The organism is Peribacillus simplex, assembly GCF_001578185.1.
Taxonomy (GTDB): Bacteria; Bacillota; Bacilli; order Bacillales; family DSM-1321; genus Peribacillus; species Peribacillus simplex_A.
In genome coordinates this window covers 1150328-1171193 of the sequence record NZ_CP011008.1, presented here as the reverse complement: position 1 = coordinate 1171193, position 20866 = coordinate 1150328, and the positions used below count along the sequence as shown (strand labels likewise).

General features: G+C 39.7%; 22 protein-coding genes and 3 pseudogenes. 9 read left to right on the top strand and 16 right to left on the bottom strand.

Annotated elements, in window-relative coordinates:
- Positions 1-6 precede the first annotated feature (6 nt).
- Positions 7-1383: a metallophosphoesterase family protein gene (locus UP17_RS05485; protein WP_081108719.1), complete on the bottom strand. Its 1377-nt coding sequence runs from the start codon at positions 1381-1383 to the stop codon at positions 7-9.
- 17 nt (positions 1384-1400) lie between these two features.
- Positions 1401-2324, bottom strand: a complete 924-nt coding sequence (gene cysK, locus UP17_RS05475; protein ID WP_061462006.1) for a cysteine synthase A — start codon at positions 2322-2324, stop codon at positions 1401-1403.
- 332 nt (positions 2325-2656) lie between these two features.
- On the opposite strand from cysK, the gene UP17_RS05470 reads away from it, so the two are divergent.
- Positions 2657-2845 carry a YhzD family protein gene (locus UP17_RS05470; RefSeq protein WP_061462005.1) on the top strand — a complete coding sequence of 63 codons (189 nt, stop codon included), beginning with the start codon at positions 2657-2659 and terminating at the stop codon, positions 2843-2845.
- 153 nt (positions 2846-2998) lie between these two features.
- Here the strand turns inward: UP17_RS05470 and UP17_RS28615 are convergent.
- The 6 genes and pseudogenes from UP17_RS28615 to UP17_RS05450 form a co-directional block, all read right to left on the bottom strand.
- Positions 2999-3369: pseudogene (locus tag UP17_RS28615) on the bottom strand (transposase); the annotation flags it as partial.
- Between the two features lie 92 nt (positions 3370-3461).
- Positions 3462-3620 (bottom strand): YjcZ family sporulation protein, encoded by a 159-nt coding sequence (locus UP17_RS26075; protein WP_081108718.1) that lies wholly within the window; start codon positions 3618-3620, stop codon positions 3462-3464.
- A gap of 180 nt (positions 3621-3800) precedes the next feature.
- Positions 3801-3956, bottom strand: a pseudogene (locus UP17_RS27370) (transposase); the annotation flags it as partial.
- Positions 3957-4151: 195 nt separating this feature from the next.
- Positions 4152-4481, bottom strand: a pseudogene (locus tag UP17_RS05460) (DDE-type integrase/transposase/recombinase); the annotation flags it as partial.
- 360 nt (positions 4482-4841) lie between these two features.
- Positions 4842-5633 carry an enoyl-CoA hydratase gene (locus tag UP17_RS05455; protein ID WP_061465994.1) on the bottom strand — a complete coding sequence of 264 codons (792 nt, stop codon included), beginning with the start codon at positions 5631-5633 and terminating at the stop codon, positions 4842-4844.
- 99 nt (positions 5634-5732) lie between these two features.
- Positions 5733-7349, bottom strand: coding sequence for a long-chain fatty acid--CoA ligase (locus UP17_RS05450; protein ID WP_061462004.1), 1617 nt, complete (start codon positions 7347-7349; stop codon positions 5733-5735).
- 480 nt (positions 7350-7829) lie between these two features.
- On the opposite strand from UP17_RS05450, the gene UP17_RS05445 reads away from it, so the two are divergent.
- Positions 7830-8708: a dimethylarginine dimethylaminohydrolase family protein gene (locus UP17_RS05445; RefSeq protein WP_208857045.1), complete on the top strand. Its 879-nt coding sequence runs from the start codon at positions 7830-7832 to the stop codon at positions 8706-8708.
- Between the two features lie 159 nt (positions 8709-8867).
- On the opposite strand, the gene UP17_RS05440 is transcribed toward UP17_RS05445, so the two are convergent.
- Both UP17_RS05440 and UP17_RS05435 read right to left on the bottom strand, forming a co-directional pair.
- Complete coding sequence (locus UP17_RS05440) at positions 8868-9353, bottom strand: HIT family protein (RefSeq protein ID WP_061462003.1); 486 nt, start codon at positions 9351-9353, stop codon at positions 8868-8870.
- 121 nt (positions 9354-9474) lie between these two features.
- Positions 9475-9870: a hypothetical protein gene (locus UP17_RS05435; RefSeq protein ID WP_061462002.1), complete on the bottom strand. Its 396-nt coding sequence runs from the start codon at positions 9868-9870 to the stop codon at positions 9475-9477.
- Positions 9871-10634: 764 nt separating this feature from the next.
- Between UP17_RS05435 and UP17_RS05430 the strand changes: the two genes are divergently transcribed.
- Positions 10635-11084: a DinB family protein gene (locus UP17_RS05430; RefSeq protein WP_061462001.1), complete on the top strand. Its 450-nt coding sequence runs from the start codon at positions 10635-10637 to the stop codon at positions 11082-11084.
- Between the two features lie 211 nt (positions 11085-11295).
- On the opposite strand, the gene UP17_RS27365 is transcribed toward UP17_RS05430, so the two are convergent.
- From UP17_RS27365 to UP17_RS05405, 5 genes are all read right to left on the bottom strand, one after another.
- On the bottom strand, positions 11296-11454 hold the full coding sequence (locus UP17_RS27365) for a hypothetical protein (RefSeq protein WP_155727250.1): 159 nt from the start codon (positions 11452-11454) through the stop codon (positions 11296-11298).
- A 242-nt stretch (positions 11455-11696) separates the two neighbouring features.
- Positions 11697-11969, bottom strand: a complete 273-nt coding sequence (locus UP17_RS05420; RefSeq protein WP_311627337.1) for a transcriptional regulator SplA domain-containing protein — start codon at positions 11967-11969, stop codon at positions 11697-11699.
- A 114-nt stretch (positions 11970-12083) separates the two neighbouring features.
- Positions 12084-12950, bottom strand: coding sequence for a Cof-type HAD-IIB family hydrolase (locus UP17_RS05415; protein WP_061465992.1), 867 nt, complete (start codon positions 12948-12950; stop codon positions 12084-12086).
- A 147-nt stretch (positions 12951-13097) separates the two neighbouring features.
- The gene (locus UP17_RS05410) at positions 13098-13454 is read right to left on the bottom strand and encodes a YlbF/YmcA family competence regulator (protein ID WP_061461998.1); all 357 of its coding nucleotides are present in this window, start codon (positions 13452-13454) and stop codon (positions 13098-13100) included.
- Positions 13455-13527: 73 nt separating this feature from the next.
- Positions 13528-14667: a DUF445 domain-containing protein gene (locus UP17_RS05405; RefSeq protein ID WP_167555968.1), complete on the bottom strand. Its 1140-nt coding sequence runs from the start codon at positions 14665-14667 to the stop codon at positions 13528-13530.
- A gap of 137 nt (positions 14668-14804) precedes the next feature.
- Between UP17_RS05405 and UP17_RS05400 the strand changes: the two genes are divergently transcribed.
- From UP17_RS05400 to UP17_RS05375, 6 genes are all read left to right on the top strand, one after another.
- A complete protein-coding gene (locus tag UP17_RS05400) occupies positions 14805-16166 on the top strand; it encodes a YheC/YheD family endospore coat-associated protein (protein ID WP_061461996.1) in 1362 nt (453 codons plus the stop codon).
- A gap of 16 nt (positions 16167-16182) precedes the next feature.
- Positions 16183-17253 carry a YheC/YheD family endospore coat-associated protein gene (locus tag UP17_RS05395; protein WP_061461995.1) on the top strand — a complete coding sequence of 357 codons (1071 nt, stop codon included), beginning with the start codon at positions 16183-16185 and terminating at the stop codon, positions 17251-17253.
- A gap of 3 nt (positions 17254-17256) precedes the next feature.
- Positions 17257-18624, top strand: a complete 1368-nt coding sequence (locus UP17_RS05390; RefSeq protein ID WP_061461994.1) for a YheC/YheD family endospore coat-associated protein — start codon at positions 17257-17259, stop codon at positions 18622-18624.
- A complete protein-coding gene (locus tag UP17_RS05385; protein WP_061461993.1) occupies positions 18621-19817 on the top strand; it encodes a YheC/YheD family endospore coat-associated protein in 1197 nt (398 codons plus the stop codon). Before UP17_RS05390 ends, UP17_RS05385 begins: the two co-directional genes overlap by 4 nt.
- 63 nt (positions 19818-19880) lie before the next feature.
- Positions 19881-20084: a YheE family protein gene (locus UP17_RS05380; RefSeq protein WP_061461992.1), complete on the top strand. Its 204-nt coding sequence runs from the start codon at positions 19881-19883 to the stop codon at positions 20082-20084.
- Between the two features lie 89 nt (positions 20085-20173).
- Positions 20174-20362 carry a hypothetical protein gene (locus UP17_RS05375; protein WP_061461991.1) on the top strand — a complete coding sequence of 63 codons (189 nt, stop codon included), beginning with the start codon at positions 20174-20176 and terminating at the stop codon, positions 20360-20362.
- A 194-nt stretch (positions 20363-20556) separates the two neighbouring features.
- On the opposite strand, the gene UP17_RS05370 is transcribed toward UP17_RS05375, so the two are convergent.
- Positions 20557-20784: a hypothetical protein gene (locus UP17_RS05370; protein WP_061461990.1), complete on the bottom strand. Its 228-nt coding sequence runs from the start codon at positions 20782-20784 to the stop codon at positions 20557-20559.
- Between the last annotated feature and the right edge of the window lie 82 nt (positions 20785-20866).

Genomic DNA, 20866 nt, shown 5'->3' with positions numbered 1-20866 from the left:
CTACATTCATTTATTCGCTTCAAAAACTTGCAAAAGCCATCTTTCCGCTTCATCCAAAAGCTCCCTCTGCTCTTCCGGCTCTATTGAATCAAGAAACCTTCTTGCACCCGGATGAATATAAAGCGGGGCCAGAGCAGCATCCGTATCATCAAATTCAGATGCAAGCATCGATACCTCAGCCATAAAGGGCGATATTCTTTCATTTGACCTAATCATCGGCATGGACTGGATGACTTTGATTTTATACACCCAGATAAACGATTCGCCTTGCTCCTCATCCTGCAAAATCTGGTTTAATTCCTCAAGATATTCCCCGAAAGGGCCTGCTGCGTCACCTGCATCCAGCTTCAATTCCAAAAGAAAGCTTCTCCCATCGAAACCCTTCTGTTCAACTACTTCCTTGCATTGTTTGAGCAGGGCATCAAATCCACCTTCCGCGGATATTTCAATTGTTTCGCTTTCCCATATCACCTCAGAGGTCTCAATAAAGGAACGGCGCTTCGTGTCTCCGTCAAATTCGACGAGAAGGCACCCTTTAACGCCAGATTCCTTTCGATTCCTGCCTTGAATATTCCCTGGGTAAATCACCAGCGGATCTTCTGATACTACCTGATGTTTATGAATATGGCCTAATGCCCAGTAATCGAAATCTTTAGCAGCTAGTTCCTTCAATGAAAAAGGGGCGTATGGGCTATGTTCGGAATTGCCTTCCAAATTCCCATGAAGCAGGCCTATATGATAATCGGCCCCTTCAGCTTTTATGTAGGTTTCAATCATTCTCTCCCTTACGTGACGGCGTGGATAACTGAATCCATAAAGGTGGACAGTCGTCCCATCGATTTTTTCAAACCGTTTCACTTCCGTTTTCCCTGAAAAGACGTGGACATTATCCGGCAGCTCCACAGTAGTCCATGAGCCGCTGAGATGATCATGGTTACCATGAATGATATAAGCAGGGATCTGATGCTGCTGGAGTTTTTCCATTTCAGTTCGAAACCGGACCTGTGTCCGGAGACTCCGATTTTCCCCATCAAATAGATCCCCTGATAACACGATAAAGTCAACCTGATGGGAAATTGCTTCATTAATGATAGTTTTAAAAGCTTTAAACGGACTGTCCCTTAATTCCTTTAATATAGATGTCGGCATATCCTTCAACCCTGAAAAGGGACTATCCAAATGGAGATCTGCCGCATGAATGAACTTCACACCGCTCAAAGTTATCACCTCGATTTCTTTCAACATTTCACATTTAATTTTAACACGTACAGAACATACTTTCCCATACATTATTATTTTAATCCGCATTTGGTACCTGGTTATTCCAGTATGGGCAAATTCATTAGGAAAAAGACCGAATGGCGTGAACATTGTTTCATGCACGGCATTCGGTCTTTTCTTTATTTAAAAATATCCATACTTAAATATCGTTCACCATTATCCGGTGCAATGCATAATACTCGTTTGCCACTTCCAAGACGACGGGCTTCCTGCAGGGCAGTCCAAACAGAAGCACCGCCTGAAGGTCCAATCAATATGCCTTCCTTTGAAGCCAAATCCTTCATGGTGGAAATCGCATCTTCATCTGCCGCTTGAACGATTTCATCAAATACCTCTGTATTTAAAATATTGGGGATAAAACCAGGGCTCGTACCCACTAACTTATGAGGACCAGGCTTTCCGCCGGAAAGAACTGGGGAACCCTTAGGCTCGACAACGACAACCTTTAACTCCGGCAGATGCTCTTTTAAGGCTTCACCTGTACCGGTTATCGTTCCTCCCGTTCCAGCAGTAGCGACAAACACATCCAGGTTTCCATCCATCTGATCCAAAATCTCGACTGCTGTCGTCACTCTGTGAATATCAGGATTGGCTTGGTTTTCGAATTGCTGCGGAATAAAGCTATTAGGAATCTCTGCGGCAAGTTCCTCTGCTTTACGAATGGCTCCAGGCATCCTCTCTGATGCAGGGGTGAGGACAACTTCCGCTCCGTATGCCTTTAAGATATTGATTCTTTCTTTCGACATATTATCCGGCATGACCATAATGGCACGATACCCCTTTGCAGCGGCATTCATAGCAAGTCCAATTCCTGTATTCCCTGATGTTGGTTCAATGATCGTGGCCCCGGATTGAATGATACCATCCAATTCAGCCTGCCTAATTAAGTTGAAGGCAGCCCGATCTTTTACGCTGCGGCTCGGATTGAAATATTCAAGTTTCACAAATACTTCAGCGTCACCCTCCGCTGTTAAATGATTAATCCTTACAACAGGTGTATCTCCTATCAATTCAGTGATATTATTAACGATTTTTACCGACATTCAAAAAATCCCCCTTCGATCCATTCACTTCCTACCTTTTACTCAGGTTTATTATATCATTTATGATTTTTCATTTTAAGGAGAGAATTCCTCTAGTATAAATAGGTTTTGTTTTCATTCTTTCCAAACTTAAAGGAAGAAACCATTAAATTAGTTCGATATAGTTATTTCCCATCATTTTTCAAGATATTTTGCTACTTATCAATATTCCCTGTCTTAATACATTCCCCACATAACAATAGTCAAAATTGACAGATAATGATAAGATTTTTATAACAGTACCTATCTTTAGAAAATAGACAGAATTATATTTGAAAAGGGAGTTTTTGAAAATGAGCAGATTATACAAATTAACCGTTTTTGAACCATCAGGGGAAAAACTATTGGATGAATCATTTACAGCCGAGGATGATGAAAAAGCAAAAGAATTAGGACAAAATCTATTGAATGAAAAAAACTATCAAGATCATACACATCGCTGTACATCACCTTCAGGCGCGCTATTGCTGTTTCATCGCTGATTGAAAGTGGAAGCGCCATCATTTAGTGCGTGTTCCAGTTTTCCACATCCTCCTTTTAAACTATATAGAGAAAGGCCGTCACTTTAGGCACTTATTTTAAGTGCTCAGACTGTAGACAAACTTGATCTGACCCAATAAAGTTAGATAAATAGTTTAAGCAGGTTCTAAAACCTGAGTTCGGTATTCTATCGGACTCAGGTCTTTTAATTTTACCTTCATTCGTTTGTGGTTATAGTAATGAATATAATCATCTAATTTCTTTTCAAAGTGCTCCAGCTTTCAAACTCTTGGAGATAAAGCCATTCGGATTTTAACAAGCCAAAGAAGTTTTCCATGACTGCGTTATCTAAACAATTTCCCTTACGGGACATGCTTTGTATAATGTGGGAATCTTTTAACGTTTTTTGATACTTCTTCATTTGATAATGCCACCCTTAATCAGATTGGAGGATGACTGTATCTTCTGGTTTTAGGTGTTTAATCGCCTCATCTAACATATCTCCAACAAGTTTATAAACGTGCCGTTTCAAACTAATATCTCTTTTTAAAAATGTGATTAAGCTTACTTTAAATAAAAAAATCCGACCAATTGAGGTCGGATTATTTTTATAATGTTTTAGCAGTATCCGCCATATCCGCCGCCGTATCCGCCGCCGTACCCGCCGGCACAACTACATCCAACAATGATTAAGAGTATAAACAATACGACTATAAAGGCGAAACCTCCACCAAATCCAATACCGCCACCGCCACAACTATTGCCACAACCTGACATATCTAAACATCTCCTTTTTGTTAAGGAGGAACTCAAATGGGTTATATAATCTTATGCCCTAATCTGGAAAAAGTTACTGATTGGCAAGCCTTTTAAATGTGCGATTCTTTACATTATCTTATATTTAAATTAGAGAAAAAAAGGTTAAAGAAATAAAAAGAAAAATTAAAGGACCTGACAGATAGGGGTAAATTCTTTAACCCATTTATAAATTGTTACGTCTGATTCACCATATTCGCCCCTTAATTCTCTTACTGAATTACCCGAGTGATAAAGATCTACAATGGTCTTCTTGAATTCATTATTATATTTCTTCCCTGTATTCTTACGTTCCAATACGAACACGTCCTCTCAAAAATCATTGTAAGGACTTAACTAAAATACGTCCATGAAACTATACTAACTCCAACTTCTCCCCTTTTTAAAAAAGAATGCACAACACCGATGCTCTCACAAAGGAATCATACGTTTGGATTGTCAAACTAAATCAAACAACTTTTTTAAGAGATAATTTTTTATATTCTAGAAAGTGGCGAACTCAGTCTTAATGATTTTAAAGGTCGCTTCCGCGACAGCGTTATCATAAGGGCAACCTTTCATACTTAGTGAACGACAAATCTCAAATACGTTTAACGTTTCGTCAATCAGTTTGTTTTTAAATTCATTTCCTCGATCTGTGTGGAAGAGCTGAATATCACGGAGGTTCCCTTTTATAGATGCAAACGCTCTTGCCACAAGCTTCGCGTCCTTGTTAGGTGGTATTAATCCAATGATTTCACGATTAAAGAGATCGACAAAGTCACAAATGTAATGCCATTTATTTTTGACTTTGACATATGTTAAATCGCTGACCACTACTTTTCTCTTCTTCTTGAAGGAATTCCCGATTTAATTCGTTGGCCTGGACCGATTCGTTATATTAGTCTCTCCAGCAAGAATACGGTCAGGGTCTAAATTTGAAATGATTAAGAATATTTATCTTCCTTGAATCCTGTTCAATACTACTTCATCTGAAAAATATCTCAATAAAATTACAAACATTATGTCAACTAATAGTATGAAAGAAATTGATAAACTCATTATTGGAGATATATTTAAATTTATTAAACTACGAAAAAAGTCCAATTTCTCAATTTAAATGCTGAGAAATTGGACTTTTTTATATTTACTTATAGTGCAAAATAACGCTTAAAATAGATGAAAAAATAAAGTGACACACAGTCATTTTCCGATGAAGTTCGGTTTTCTTTTTTCGACGAAAGCTTTTATTCCTTCTTGGTGGTCCGCTGTTTGACGCATTTTCATTTGAGCAGCTTTTTCAATCTCAAGGATCTTAATTAATAGCGGGCGGTTTTTTTCACTAAGAATCTTTTTCGTTTTAATCATGGCCTGAACCGGGCTTTGCAGCCATGATTGCACCTTCTTCTCTACTGCATGTTCCAAGGTTCCGTCTGCCACTTCATGAATGAGGCCCTTTGCTTTTGCTTCAAGCGCTGTAAGCACTTTACCTTCCCAGATCAATTCTTTCGCACCTACTTCACCAAGACGGCGTTCAAGGAAAAAGTGTCCGCCGCCATCAGGGATTAATCCAATCCCGATAAAATTCATCGCAACCTTACTGTCCGAATCGGCAATAAGATGATCGGTTGCAAGAGCTATACTCAACCCAAGCCCTGCAGCTGCACCATGAATGGCACTGATGGTCAATTTAGGCATGAAGTATAGAGTGGTCACCAATTCACTGATTCCATCCATCAGTTCATCGAAAGCGTTTTCTTTTCCAGGCGCGAGCATCATCTTAATGTCACCACCTGCGGAAAATGCTTTCCCATTCCCTTTTATAATGACGACGTCCACTTTATCATTCTCACTTACTTCCTTAAGGGCATTAATGAAATCATGCAGCATTAACGGATTTAAAGAATTCATGGCCTCTGGACGGTTCATTGCAACAGTAGCGGTCCGGTCCGAATATGTGACTAAAACAGTGCCTGCAGGTAATGTCGATTCAATACTCAATTTATTTCCTCCTCTTTTGTTCTATGAATCTATTATATAGTTTTAATAAGTTGTCAGAATAGGGTGAAAAGTTTCAATTAAACAAACATATTATCACTTCTTGATATATTTATCCTGAAGCTGATCTCGCAAAGCCCTTTTCAAGAACTTCCCAACACCCGTTTTCGGAATATCTTCCAAAAAGACCACTTCATCCGGCAGCCACCATTTTGCAAATTGCGGCTTTAAAAATTCGATGATGTCTTCTTGGGACACCTGCGCCTTGTATTCGTCTTTCAAAACAACACAAGCAATCGGTCGTTCCTGCCATTTTTCGTGAGGCACTGCAATCACCGCCGCCTCAAAGACTGCTTCATTGGCCATTAATGCATTCTCTATATCAACGGAAGAAATCCACTCACCGCCGCTTTTAATCAAGTCTTTAGTCCTGTCGACGATTTTCACGAATCCTTCTTCATCAATCGTGACAACATCCCCGGTATAAAGCCAGCCATCTTTAAATGTATCCTCTGACCGCTCATCCTTAAAATATTCATTCGCAATCCATGGACCTCTAATTAGTAATTCGCCCATTTCTTTTCCATCAGGTTTTACTTCGCCGTCCTGGCCGATCACTTTAATTTCAATCATTGGCGAGACAAGGCCCTGCTTGGCCTTCAACTCATATAGTTCTTCTTCAGGGAGGTCTTCCTGGTAGCTTTTTGGTTTGGAAACAAAAACGAGCGGGCTTGTTTCAGTCATTCCATAGGCATGCAGGAATGGAATCCCGTACTTTTGTTCAAAGGTTTTAATCATGCTTTTTGGGGCAGCCGACCCTCCGCATAAAACTGCGCGAATGCTGCTCATATCATAGCTACCTTCTTCCAGCTCCTTCAATAGGCCCAGCCATATTGTCGGAACCCCTGCTGCAATTGTAACCTTCTCCGTTTCTATAAGCTCAGCCAAAATTTTTGGGGTGAAGTATGGTCCAGGCAAAACCATCTTAGTGCCAAACCAAACACTGGCAAAAGGCATGCCCCAAGCATTCACGTGAAACATGGGCACGACTGCAAGGGCCACATCCCGTTCGCTTATTGCTGTAGAATCAGCAAGTCCCAGTGCAATCGCATGCAACAAAATCCCGCGATGTGAATAAACCACACCTTTTGGATTCCCGGTCGTGGCGGAGGTATAACATATGCCGGCAGGAGCATTTTCATCCAAAGCTTGAATGAAGGGCTGTTTTGGATTCCCTTCGGCTAATAACTTTTCATAATGATAAATTGGTGAAAGTGTCGTTTCAGGCAGCTCATCTTTATCGGTCATTAAGATATATCCTTCCACGGTCGTTAACTCATCTTTAATCGCTTCTAACAGGGGGATGACATCCGGATCTATCAGTAATAATCGATCTTCCGCACTATTGATGATATAAGAAACATGTTGAGGAGAGAGACGCATATTAATTGTATGTAGGACAGCGCCATGACAAGGAATCGCAAAATAAGCTTCTAAATGCCGATGATGGTTCCAGGCAAGTGTTCCAACACGGTCACCTGTTTTAATACCGAATTTTTCAAGGTTACTAGCTAGCCTTCTTGTACGCGCAGCAATTTCAGCATACGTAAAAGTGTGAATTCCACCATCCGTACGCGAAACTACCTCTTTCTTCGGAAAATATTTTTCAGCTCTCTCAATGATTTGAGTCATGATTAATGGAGTATCCATCATTCCAATCTCCCCCTTGTATTGAAAACGTATTCATTATATATTCGACCAGAAAAAAAATAATCCTTTATCCCTAGGTGCTTTTTACTTTTAAGACCATATTTTTTCGCTATAGCAGATTGGCTACCCTCATTATTTAAATAACTTTTGTCAACCTGAATCTTGAATTCCTTTGAATAAGTTTGAAAATTATCCCCCTTTTTTTAGCCATAATAAAATTCCCTCCAAGAAATTGTGTAACATCCATGTTTTTTCATGGACTTTTTACACTGTCTACTTTAAGGGGATAATATCAACCAGATCCTTTTTTAAAAATATTCTAATCGTTCAGCCTGCAGTTCTAAGAATGTCGGAATTATAGGTCAACCGCCCGTTTTTAAGTTAAGGACAAAGATTAACGAGGCAACGACCTATTTTTTATGTTTCTTTCCAGAAAAAGAGGTAATAGTAAAGATACAATTATATTTAAAAGGGAGCTCATTTATGGTAAACAAGATAAACGAAGAACTTGAGGCATATTGTGCGAGCGAATATTCAAAGCTATCACGGGTGATCGTCTGTGAACCTCGTTATATGGAAATCCGTGAAATCATTAACGAAACGCAAAAAGAGTTTATAGAAAAAAATATCGATAAGGAACTTGCCAGGGAGCAGCACGCCCAATTTATTAAGGCACTTGAACATGAAGGGATTGAAGTCATCAAACTTCCGCCTAAATATACATATCCTGAACAGGTTTTTACGAGAGATATCGGTTTCACTCTTGGCAATACCGTTTACGTAGCCGAGATGGCTACAGGTATCAGGCAGGGTGAGGAACTATTATTGAAATCCTGGCTCGAAACGAATGGTATCCAATTTTTCAACCTCCGCGAAAACCATATAGAGGGAGGGGATGTCATTATCGACGGAAAAACCATCTATATTGGAGTCAGTGATAGAACGAATGAAACATCTATTAAGCATCTCCAAACCATATTACCGGAATACGAAATCATCGCGGTGCCTTTCATTGAAAAATTCCTTCATTTAGACTGCGTTTTCAATATCATATCACCAACAGAGGCGCTTATTTTTCCAGAGTCCTTTACAAAAAAAGAGTTGGATTTATTAGCTTCACGTTATGACATAATTGAAGTGACTATAAAAGAACAATTCACATTAGGGACCAATGTACTCTCCATTGGGAATAAAAAATTATTCAGCCTCCCATGTAATAAAAAGGTAAATAGTCACCTTCGTGAACGCGGATACGAAGTCATAGAAGTTGATATAAGCGAAATCATCAAGTCCGGTGGCTCTTTCCGTTGTTGCACCATGCCATTATTGAGGACAACGAATAAGAAGATTGATCCAGCCTGAGAAGAATGAAAAGATTTTTCCGGACTTGCCCTTTTGAAGCCCGGTTTAATTCAACTTTTTCATACATTATTGTTGATTTTTGTACAAACAAATGAGACCGCTTGAGTGGTCTCTTTATTTTTATGGAGCTCCCGCATCTGTTTGAGGAACAAGGAATAATTAAGGGTTTAGTTCTTTTTTTAAAGCCTTGATTCCATCAAGTACACTTTTAAAATTTTCATCATTATTCAACTTATTTCTTGCATGGAGCAAAACCGGTCTAACAGATTCCACCGAACGTCCAAAATCGTACATCCATTCATATCGAGGAACCATCCAAGTATGAAAATGGTGGGGAGTATCCTCATTGTAAAAATAATAAACATGTTCTATCCCTAGTACCTCCCTTTGAGCTTTTCTAATCCTGGATAATATGTTTATGTAATCAACCTTCTCCAAGTCATATAATTCATCAAAGCACTTAATATGGCGTTTGGATGCTAAAATAACTAAACCTACAATGGGATATGCAACGTCTTGGTGAGCATGAAAATACTCGGTTTCGACTATTGCACCACCATCCGCTTCTATTTCCCCACTCGTTAAAGCACAGCTTAAACATTCGATTTCAATCGTTTTTCCATTAAACAAAGTCATTTTCCTCATAAATCCCTCCAAAAGAGTACTTAACTAACTGATTTTCGTTAATGTACATAGACTTCTATAATCTGATAATAAAATGCTTGTTTTTTGAAATGACAGGACTTGGATATCCACTTTCTTTTAATTAGTGCAGCAGTCTTAATAGAATTTCAGAATCCTTTCTATTTAACTGTACAAACTGGCGATGTTTATCCCGCGTCAATTCCACACTATTTTCTTCGGAATTAACCCAAACATAATACACGGGTATCTTCCCTTCATCTTTATCATCATTAAAATAAAAGATATAGTCCGCCTTAGGATGACCTTTCTCCAACTCGTATTTGTCCCAGTCAGCATTCTTTATTATCTCTTTTGTTTTTTCTGTTCTTTCAATCTCTATCTTTTCTTTATATGCTTCGAATTTGTAGTTTTTACCTTCATATTTTTGAATGGAAATATGTTCTTGCTTTGTTGTACAACCTGCGGTAAATGTTATTGATAATAGGCTAAGTGCCAGCAGGAATGGTTTCCTTTTCATTACATGTCATCTCCTCATACCTATGTGGATTATTTATCCAATATATTTCATTATACTAGTCCACTCAAAAGAGTAATAGGAATGTTTATCGTTTTAAGCAGTAAAAAAACCTCAAGTTTTTTACTTGAGAGTTCATGCCCCCGGTATCCCTTGGGCTATAGCCTGCGTTCAACCAAACCCAACCGAAAATAGTTTCCCTTTGATGCCCAAATTGTACATACAATAAATTCCGAAAACCATGCTTATCACACCTGTCAATCGGATGAGTGAACGATTGACTTTTTTGGAAAAAGAAATTTTGACAAAGGGGATGCTTAAAACCGTCGTGAACAGAAGCTTGCTAACAGAGACCCACACCCATACCAGTATGAGAATGTAAATGGTACCCTGCCAGGCTGCTTAACGAGGAAAGCATTTCATCGAGATCTGTAATGATTTTCCCATCCACTTCATGTTTCAATAATAATGAGCCCAGATGACTATATCCTTCCAATAAGAGTACAGAGTCCTTCACATCTGAAGGATTCGAAAAGCAAGTGATCCATTATCAGCCTTTTACCATCAAAATCGGCTCGGTTTCCTGCATTGCCTGCTCAACCATCATTTTGTATACCTTTTTCGCCGACTGTGTCGTCAACATCATTGTGGCCCCTTCTTCCAAACCTTTTGAAAAGACATGTCTAAAGTTTGATAATATTGAAATATCCTTGCTATAATTTCAAGAGATAGTCTTTATTAAAAAAAGATTGAAAGGGGAATGTAAAATGAATTATGTAAAAAATCAGCTAACGGTTATGCGCGGCAGTCTTTTAAAAGAAATCGAGGGAATCAAACCAGAGTTCATGGATGTGCAGCCTGAAGGTTTTAATAATACAATCCATTGGCATCTTGGACATGTCCTTACTGCAGCCGAAAATTTTTTATTGAAATCCAACAGTGAATTGCCAGCGAATTACAGCCAGCTATTTGGATATGGTTCAAAACCCTCCGACTGGACCGGGGATGTACCTTCCGTTGAAGTTTTAAAGCAACAGCTGCAAGAACAACTTGGCCGACTTCTTGAAATTCCTGAAGAACGATTGACAGAGAAAACAGCAAAGCCTTTCAACGGAATGGAAACAGTGGGGGAATTCATTAATTTCGTAGTCCTGCACGAAGCCAATCACATTGGACAAATTCATGCAATGAAACTCTTCATTCAATCTACTAACTGATTAAGCCACAGGCTGTCACTCTGAAAATGGGCGACAGTTTTTTTATGAACAAGGATTTAATTTCATACATAATAGGAGTTACATATATGAACCCATTAAAGTAACGCTTCTAATTTATTAGAGGGGATTTTTTTGAAATGACCATTGATCGCATTACCCCTGACTCCCAACCATTTAACCATAGGGTTTCAACAACAACATTAACTGGCATCTAGGTCACACCCTGTTTGTATCGGAAAAATTCTTTCTTGACCACCCTAAAAGTCGGCAATTTCCCTGCGTAATATGCTGATTCATTCGCTAAAGGCACTAGCCCTGCCGAATGGATAAACGCCGTTCCAGCCATTGAAGTACTGAGTCGACAATTCAAAGAATAATACGACCTCCTTCTCTCCATTCCCGAAGAACGCCTGAATGAAAGACTAGAGAAACTTTTCAAAGGTTTTATAACGTATGGCGAAATGGTCAATCTTGCGGCTATTTGACGAAAACTTTTCATATGGGTCAAATTCTGCGCTTCTGCGAAGATCGGTGCTGCAGGCCAATTATCAAAAGGAGCCCACGCTAAAGCGAGGGCTTTCATTTTTTCATTCTTTCTTCGTACACGTCTTCTCAAGTCATCTGGTCCTGGTTATCCATATAATCACTGTATGCTTTTTCCGCTGCGGCTTCCGAAGAGAACAATGCATCATCATCTTCAATAGTATGAAATGTATCGTTCAAGAACAAGGCAACTGCATTTGGATCTTTGGGATGCGGGACAATTTCCGCTGCCCTTATATTCGAAACGGTAGGAACATGGGGATTATTATAAATCACAAACACCTCGTCGCCGACTTGAACCTCTTTCGCGTTGATTACACCCATTGAATTCTTCCTTTCCATTACTGATTTCCTTTAGTTTATGGAAAGATGCTTAGAATTATTTATGACAAATACCAGGCCGCGTAAAGCGGCATTATGTGAATGGGGCCCCTTCTATATGAAGGAGCCCGACATTCACTTAAGCATATTCATCTTCTGCAGAAAATCGATTGGATGCTGTTTCCGGAAAAATTCCCTTAGCATGTAGGCCACACCATCTTGATCATTGGAGCGCGTCACCCATTTTGCCACTTTCCTAACTTCCTCATCCGCATTGCCCATGGCAACACCCAGACCAGAACAGGCAATCATCTCCATATCATCCAATCCATCTCCAATCGAGACGATTTCCGTTCTTTTCACCTCTAAATGATCAGCTAAATACAATACACCACTCCATTTAGAAACACCCTTTGGAACAATTGTCAGCTTATGTCCTGGATGCAAGATTGCATCTACCTCAGGGAACATTTCCTTTATTAATTTCAGCATATCATTTTGATCACTTTTTTCTGAAAATATTATATCCATTTTCGTAGGGGCCATCGGCTGGTCAATGAGCTCTTCACTGATATCATCCACATAATTTTGCGCGTAAATATTTTGATCATTCAGATACATAACCGTTTTGCCAAGTAAATTCTCCGGGAGGTTCACCCGATTTCCCAGCGAGTATTTTTCATGGACGAGCAAAATTTGGCACGTGGCCTTTTCAAGCATTTGTACAAGCTCTGCAGTCAGTTCTTCTGAAATTCTTTTTACCATAATGGGCTTTTCAATGGAAGCTCCGACAAAAGCTCCTTGCTGAGCAACGATCATCGGATTTATTTTTAGGGCTTTGGCCACTTTTTTTGCTGAATGATAGTTTCTTGACGTTACAAGTGCAACATGGACACCTTTTTGGTGTACATAATCGATTGCTTCTTTAGTCGATTTATTTAAACGGCCATTCGACTGGAGCAATGTCCCGTCGATATTGACCGCAAGTAGACGATATACCATGCTGATCTCCCCCATCTGTAGTATCCTCTTTCAAATTTATGACTAAAATTTAGAGAGTAGAACAAATAGTAGTTCATGACCCTTGCATACGGTACATTCTTGGGAACAAAAAAACTCCCAACCATTATAGAAGGGAGTCTCCAACTCTTATTGCTGTTGCTCAGGCAAGCCATATAAATCTTCAAGCGGCTTCATGATAATTTTATTGAGGTCTGCGATCACCATGCTCATCCGTTGTTCAGCTTCCATCAATTGTGAAATGGTTGGGTTTTGTTGGACAAGCTGTACCGTCTTTTGTGCTTGCTCAACCTCTTCTGGAGCGATCTCCTGTCCCATCATTTGCTTTTGCTGCAATGACATCTGCAGATTGCGGAAGTTTTCAAACATTCCTTTTGTTGCTTCATCAGAATTGACAAGATCATATAAGCGTTGCAAGTCGGCATATTCATTACTTGCCCTAATGGCCTTTTCCATTTCGTACGCTGCATCATATACGTTATTCATTTATTTCCCCTCCCTGTAATCATTGTATTCCTACATCTTTTCCACTATAACAAATCCGCTTGAGAATTACACGTCATCCTATTAAAACAGTTACGAAACCTTGAAATAAACCGATGATTCCACCAAGCAAAGCCCCGAGGTATGTGATCATGGACAATTCTCTCTTAGTGATTGAAACGACCATTTCCTCAAGCCGGGACACCGAAAATGACGAAACCTGTTCTTCCACGATATCGTCCAAGTGAAGCTTTTGGAAAAGCGGCTGAAAATGCTTGATTAAATACTCGGCACCTTTTCCCACGAAAATCGGGACGCCTTTTTCCACAATGGTGTTAGTGAAACTGGCTGTCAATTCTCGAACCGGCTTATTCATGATAGAAGAGACTGGCATCATTTCTGCCGTTTTTTCGGTAATCAATTGTCTAATCGTTTCTTTACCGATCAATTCCTCGATTTTCTCTACATCCCATTTTTCCATATTTCCCCACTCATTCATCATCATCCCTGACAATATATCAATCGTTCGGGATTGTTCAAAGAATTTTATGATTTCCGGCTGGATCTTATCAATTAACTTTTCGTTTCCAATGAACATCTGAATTAAATTGATCATCTTGCCCCGTTCCTTGAAGAAATCATCCAACATGTCTTCAAGACGGCCTTTGCCTTCTGCACTGTTAAAATACTCTTTTCCCTTTTTTACGATGAATCGTGACATATCAGGAATCGAGTCAAGGGCTTTTTGCTGAATCTGCGGCGGGACGATATCCTTCAAGCTTTTGTTCCGGTTCTCTTCCGACCATGTTTCATATTTACCAAGAATGAATGCTTGTAATCTCTGTTCTATCGTGAATGAAGAATTCTTCATTCCCAATTGATCAAGCAATTGAGCAGTACTTTTTTCCGTGGACAATGCTTTCTTTACTTCTGCCTGAACGAAAATTTTCATATTCTGTATAGAGGCATCATTGATGACTTTACTTTGGATGCTCTCTGGCGTGATTAAATGATCAACCACCAACTTACCCAACTGTTTCGCTAACTCATCCTGCCGCTTCGGGATCAACCCTGGTGTCAACGGTAGCTGTTTCCCGAAAATATAGATTGGTTTATAAGGTCTGAATAGCATTCGGATAGCCAATAAATTGGTGAAACCTCCTATTACAGCACCTACGACGACCATAAACAGTATCTTTATCCAAAACTCATCCATGAAAATTTCTCCTTTTATTGCTTGAACTATGGGCTTAATGACACCTTCTGATAAAAAAAACATAGAATGTGTTATCCACTTTTGCCCATCATTTAATTATAAAAGGATATCAAACTTAGTGCAAACGGGGAATTATTATGAACCTTAACCATCAGAAAGTTTTCATTACGGTAAACCCTGCAGTGACTAGAAAGAAGGCGCTTCTGTTTATCGAAGAAAAACTATTTGAGGAATGGGGCCTTCAATTTGGAGAACCCGTTACGATCATGGCTGGATGCCGTTCCGTCCCTGTGCTTGTCCAACCATTCCCTTCATCAATGCCTACATTGAAACTTTCATTTGACATGAACCAGATTTTATCCTTACCTGCTTTTCCAGATCAAATTTCCGTCTCATTTAATAAGGAAGGAAGGTCAATCAAAATAGGCCCTTTCTTCGCTGCACTCATGAACCAGACTCCCTTGCAAGACGGGACATTCGGCGAAATGGAAAAATTTTATCAGGAAATGAAATCATACTGTAATCAACAGGGTATCCCCTTCTATTTAGTAAAACTTCAGTCGCTTAAAGATGGAGTAGTAGAAGGATATCAGACAGGGCCAGATGGCTGGCACATCTTGCCCCTCCCCATTCCTGATGTCTTTTATAACAGGATTCATTCGCGCAAACTTGAAGCATCTCATTCTTTCGAGCTGTTCAAAAATGAACTGGAGGCACGGTCGATACCGATGTTCAATGGAAGGTTCCTTTCCAAATATGATGTACATGAGCTATTGATCTCAGAAAATGATTTGCTGCCAAATTTGCCTGATACGATACTTTTTAACGAAAAGGAGCCATTCTTGACATTTATAGAAAAGCATTCGGTAATCTACTTCAAACCGGCATCTGGCAGTCAAGGCAGGAATATTTGCAGGTTATCGCAAGTAGCTGAAAAATGGAAAATTGAGCACTCCGGACATCTCCGGGATGTACATTTTGCAGATACGGATGAAAAATTGTATAACGTCTTAAAAAGATTTTCCAGAAAACAAACCTTCATTCTTCAAAAGGGAATTTCCCTTTTCGAAATTGATCAGAGAAAAGTTGATTTTCGCGTGCTCCTTCACCGGAATGATCAGCTTCAATGGAAAGTTTCATCAATGGTTGCCCGGATTGGAGACCCAGGCACTATTGTTTCCAATCTTGCACAAGGCGGATTAATGAAAAACGGGCCAGATTTCCTAAGGGAAGCATTTGACCTTCATGAAGCCAGCCACATATATCAAAAGCTCGTACGGCTGGCTAAAAACGCAGCCCAGGCCTTGGTCGAAAACCATGACGATTCATTCGGCGAGCTCGGAATCGATTTAGCACTGGATACCGATACACACCCATGGATCATCGAAGTGAATTCGAAACCATCGAAAAAATTTCAAGGCAGCTATGAAATCTTTCGTCCATCAGTAAAATCCATCATAGATTTCATGCTCGTCCTTAACCGCGAAAACTATCCATAAAAGGAGTTGCTAGCACGTGTTAATAGGATTAATGGCCACGTCGGATTCACATGAAAACAATTACTTCACCGAAATAGCCAAAACCGCTAAATCATTTAATATGAAAGTTTGTAAATTCACACCGGAAAATATTGATAGGGATCTAAAAAAAGTGCGGGGCGAGCGTTTTGATGCCGAGAATGAAACATGGATTCCAACGTCCTTTGATTTACCTGATTTTGTATATGATCGCTGTTTTCATGGATTATCCCGTGAGTCAACGGAAACGCGAGATAAAATCGATTGGTTAAAAGATAACTCGAATTTCTTAGGGCTTGGACTTCCTGGTAAATGGGAAGTTTACCAAATCCTAAAAAATCATCCACTCCTACAGGCATTTTTCCCAGAGACCTTTAAAGTGACAACACCTGAAGATATTACCGATCATTTGGAACGCCTGGATAAGGTGATTATTAAACCTGAATTCGGTGCAGGCGGTACAGGTATCTATCTTCTAGCAAAAACCGCAGACGGAGCTTTGGTTTCCATGACGAAAAAAGGCACCAAATACGATCGCCAATTCACCTCCACATCTCAGCTGAACAAATGGCTGCATCATTTATTAAATCGATACCGTTACCTTTGCCAGCCATATTTGGATCTTTGCAACGAAAAAAACGAGCCATTCGATTTACGAATTTTACTACAAAAAAACGAGAAGAATCAATGGATGGAACGGGGCCGCGGAATTCGCACTGGACAAAAAGACGGAATTACATCAAATCTCGCCACAGGCGGGGAAGCCATTTCATTGGATACTTTCATCAAAAAAAACCCGGAAACGATTTCGATTGCTGTCGAACAAAAGATCCAGCATATCCTTCGCACCCTTCCTAGAGAAACCGAGGCCGTTTTTGAAAGGTTATTCGAGTTGGGAATTGATCTAGGTATCGATAAAAAAGGGCAAATATGGATAATGGACATCAACTCGAAACCCGGCAGGAAAATCATTCAGGCAATTCAGCCGGAGGCCATGAAAGATATTCATCGTGCACCATTTCAATATAGCCGGTATTTAGCCGATCATCTTCAGAAAGCAGGTGAATAGAAAGTGAGAAAGACTTATCCTGCCGAAATTGCCGGTATCCCTGGCAATGTTCTATTCTACCCTTCAGAGCTTGGAGATTTGGCAGAGATTGAATTAATTTATTTCGGGCGGCATTCATGTCCTGCCATCGTTAAACAAAACCCGGCCATCAATCAATCAATCGTCCTATCAGAAAGTCTTGCGGAATCGCTAATATTCGATCAGACCGATATTCCTCTTCATTTATTCATATACGGCAAGAGCATCCATATTGGTCCGCTTGTCGGAATTTTTTCTTCAGGCTTCACTGGCATTTCCAACAAACCTTTGGGGGAGAGATCGGATTTTTTTGCAAAGCTCCTTTCACTGAGCCGGACAACAGGCTGTATCCCCTTTGTTTTTGGAGAAAATGTAATCAATTGGGATGAGGAGACAATCAAAGGTTATGTGTTTGAGAACGATAACTGGCACATTTGTGAATTTCCTTTTCCAAATGTCATCTATGACCGCCTCCCCAATCGTTTGACGGAAAACCGCGATGGACCAAAAGAGGTGAAGCATAAATTTCAAAAAGAATATACCATTCCATGGTATAATCCAGGTTTTTTCAATAAATGGGATGTAAATGAAAGGTTATGCGCGGATGAGCGGGCACTGCCTTATTTACCTGAAACGTATCCATTTCAATCCATATCCGTGGTGGAAACCCTTCTTTCCCATTACCGCCAAGTTTATATTAAACCAATTCACGGCAGTCTCGGACTAGGCATTCATCAAATTATTTATGATAAGCATGAAGATGTTTACTATTGCCGCTATAAAAATGAGGCAAAAGAAAATAAATTGCAAAAATTTTCCACATTGGAAGCCATCGTTAAACATATCTTTCATGACCGACCCCTTGAGAATCTTATCGTACAGCAGGGCGTCCCATTAATTCGATCTGAAAAACGCCCTGTAGATTTCCGGGTCCATACGAACAAGGACAGTAATGGAATATGGCAGGTAACCGCGATCGCCGCAAAAATAGCCGGTGCCGGCAGCGTCACGACTCATATTAAAAGCGGGGGCGTCATCAAAACGGTTGCCGAACTGTTTGGAGATGACGATGAGGCGAAAGAAGTCGAACGAAAGCTATCGGAGGCTGCACTGGTTTTAAGTGATAGTATAGAAAAGCACTTGGACGGCATCATTGCAGAAATAGGTTTTGATTTTGGATTGGATAAAAAAGGGCAGGTTTGGATGTTTGAGGCCAATTCCAAACCAGGACGTTCTATCTTTTCCCATCCAAAGCTCAAGGATTTCGAATTGCTAACCAGAAAGCTAAGCCTTGATTATGCCATTTATCTTACGGAACAGACCATTACAAATTCAATCAGTGTACAGCGATGAACATTTTCTACGATATCCCCTCTGAAAACTGGTACCACACCGAAGAGAATGCGGAACTTTTCGCCGGAGCTGCCGTAGAGGAAATAAGCTATAAAAAGGACCATTTAAATCAACCCCTAATTCCAATCACAGTATTTCCAGGTAACCGGATGCTTGTCGTCGGAATTTTGACTGCTTCCAATCCCAAAAAGGAATCAGGCTTGGGAGGAAACTTGACCCTTTTTCGGAACCTATCATCATTTTTATTGAAGCACGGGATTCTGACCTTTGCATTCACAGGAAATGCCCTTCACTCCGAGACATTGAGAGGGTATGTTTTTTCCTCCATTTCAAACAAGTGGATTGAGTGTAAGATGCCGCTCCCAGACATCGTCTATAACCGAATCCCCTCAAGGGGCTATGAGGCGTCAGAGGAATTCCAACGTCTTATCACTCACATTAAAGAATATAGAATGAACTTATTCAACCCTTGTTTTCTTGATAAATATGTAATGTTCGAAGCTTTAATGGAAGATGGATCCCTCACCAATCACCTTCCACCCACCATGATTCTAAGGAACAGCGATTGCCTGGATGCTTTTCTGGAAACCCACAGGCATATATACCTTAAACCCTGCAAAGGAAGCCAAGGGAAGGGCATTTATACGATCATCAAAAATCATGATGATACGCTTTTGTTCAATAGCCTGAAGCATAGTGAATCCTTCCCTGATTTCACCTCATTCTGGGAAACGAAAAAAAAGGATTTATTAAAAAGAAGCTACCTTGCCCAACAGGCGATCAACCCAAAAAAACTTCTTGGACATCGTTACGATTACCGGATTCTCGTCCATTATGAAAAAGGTTTTTATAAAGTGACAGGCAAAGCAGTAAGGATGTCACAAACTCAGGAAATCACTACCCACACTCCACAAGGGGGAAAGCTTTTCCCTTATCAAAACCTGCAATCAAGAAGCTTGAATCTAAAATTAGCGAATATCGCTCAAAAATGCGGAGAGATTCTTTCTAAAAAAGTCGGTTTTCTCGGTGAGTTTTCCATTGATATTGGGGAAGACGAAACAGGATCGCTCTTCATATACGAAGTGAACTCAAAGCCCATGCAGTTCGATGAAGAGGAAATTGAAGTCAACAGACTTTTGCATTTAAAAAACCTTTTCATCGAATTAACTTTTTCCAACCTGAAAATAAAATAACACCTCCAGCTGCCGTTTTCCATTATAATGAAATGAGAGACAGCATATATGGAGGTTATACATATGATCACCCATTTTCAATGGTCACCACTGCATAAAAATTTGCCAGGATGGAAAATTTCCTTTTATTTCAACAAGCAGGCAGTTCAAGCCATATATCATAAAGATGGATCCATCGAGTGGACAGCCAACAAACCTTCTGAAACAGAAGAAACCAAACTAAAAAGCATGATACATGACTTAATGGTCTATCATGTATATGAATGAACCCTATCCCCCTTTTGATTTTGAAACCTCTGAACAGTATAAAAAACTCTCCTTTGCCTAAACTAAAGAAAAGGCTGGAGGGATTTATTTTGGATAAAGAAAAAATGACATTTTTGAAGGATACCGAATATGATGGCAAGGACTCTGTTTTCCTGGATATCGACCGTATCATCAATGAAGGAATGGCAGGCGGAAATGTGTATGAAGTCGCTAACCTTCAAAACATCGAGGAAGCACATGATTTTTATGATGAAACAGATCCCAATATCAATAAATAAACCCAGTAGGGGCTCTCTTTGGAGGGCCCTGAACCAATCGGAATACAAAGAGTGAATCATAAATTTCTATAGGTCAGGTAGAAATCCGACTAAGTTTTCAATAGAGGTACATAAGGACAAAAAGAAAATACGAACTAAGCACTTTTCCTTTAGCTATGACTAGTACACCCCTAATTCAAGGCTCAAATATCCTGCTATGTATCAAATACTGGCAATATCCCGAACATTTCCCCTCTCACTTTTTCATAACCATTTCTAGATTGTGCAAGTGCTTCTTTTTCATTTGAACTTTTTACATATATATTAATTTCCTTTGCCAGTTTTTCACGAGTTTTGATAAAATCCATAACCTGTGTTTTTAAATTATCGGTAAAGTATTCAACCATTCCAAACATCAATAGCCCTAATGTCCGTGCGATCATTTGACCGGACATTCCTTATGATTTGTTATTATTTAAAGAATAAAAAAACAACTTCCTCACGGAAGTTGTTTGAGTGCATACG

Bases quoted from the DNA above. Each gene is read 5' to 3' on its own strand.
- UP17_RS05440 (WP_061462003.1), bottom strand. From the start codon at position 9,353: ATGAGGAAAATGACTTTGTTTAATGGAAAAACGATTGAAATCGAATGT.
- UP17_RS05405 (WP_167555968.1), bottom strand. From the start codon at position 14,667: ATGGATGAGTTTTGGATAAAGATACTGTTTATGGTCGTCGTAGGTGCT.
- UP17_RS05400 (WP_061461996.1), top strand. From the start codon at position 14,805: ATGAACCTTAACCATCAGAAAGTTTTCATTACGGTAAACCCTGCAGTG.
- UP17_RS05445 (WP_208857045.1), top strand. From the start codon at position 7,830: ATGGTAAACAAGATAAACGAAGAACTTGAGGCATATTGTGCGAGCGAA.
- UP17_RS26075 (WP_081108718.1), bottom strand. From the start codon at position 3,620: ATGTCAGGTTGTGGCAATAGTTGTGGCGGTGGCGGTATTGGATTTGGT.
- cysK (WP_061462006.1), bottom strand. From the start codon at position 2,324: ATGTCGGTAAAAATCGTTAATAATATCACTGAATTGATAGGAGATACA.
- UP17_RS05450 (WP_061462004.1), bottom strand. From the start codon at position 7,349: ATGATGGATACTCCATTAATCATGACTCAAATCATTGAGAGAGCTGAA.
- UP17_RS05470 (WP_061462005.1), top strand. From the start codon at position 2,657: ATGAGCAGATTATACAAATTAACCGTTTTTGAACCATCAGGGGAAAAA.
- UP17_RS05380 (WP_061461992.1), top strand. From the start codon at position 19,881: ATGATCACCCATTTTCAATGGTCACCACTGCATAAAAATTTGCCAGGA.
- UP17_RS05370 (WP_061461990.1), bottom strand. From the start codon at position 20,784: ATGATCGCACGGACATTAGGGCTATTGATGTTTGGAATGGTTGAATAC.
- UP17_RS05420 (WP_311627337.1), bottom strand. From the start codon at position 11,969: ATGGAAAGGAAGAATTCAATGGGTGTAATCAACGCGAAAGAGGTTCAA.
- UP17_RS05410 (WP_061461998.1), bottom strand. From the start codon at position 13,454: ATGAATAACGTATATGATGCAGCGTACGAAATGGAAAAGGCCATTAGG.
- UP17_RS05385 (WP_061461993.1), top strand. From the start codon at position 18,621: ATGAACATTTTCTACGATATCCCCTCTGAAAACTGGTACCACACCGAA.
- UP17_RS05430 (WP_061462001.1), top strand. From the start codon at position 10,635: ATGAATTATGTAAAAAATCAGCTAACGGTTATGCGCGGCAGTCTTTTA.
- UP17_RS05415 (WP_061465992.1), bottom strand. From the start codon at position 12,950: ATGGTATATCGTCTACTTGCGGTCAATATCGACGGGACATTGCTCCAG.
- UP17_RS05435 (WP_061462002.1), bottom strand. From the start codon at position 9,870: ATGAAAAGGAAACCATTCCTGCTGGCACTTAGCCTATTATCAATAACA.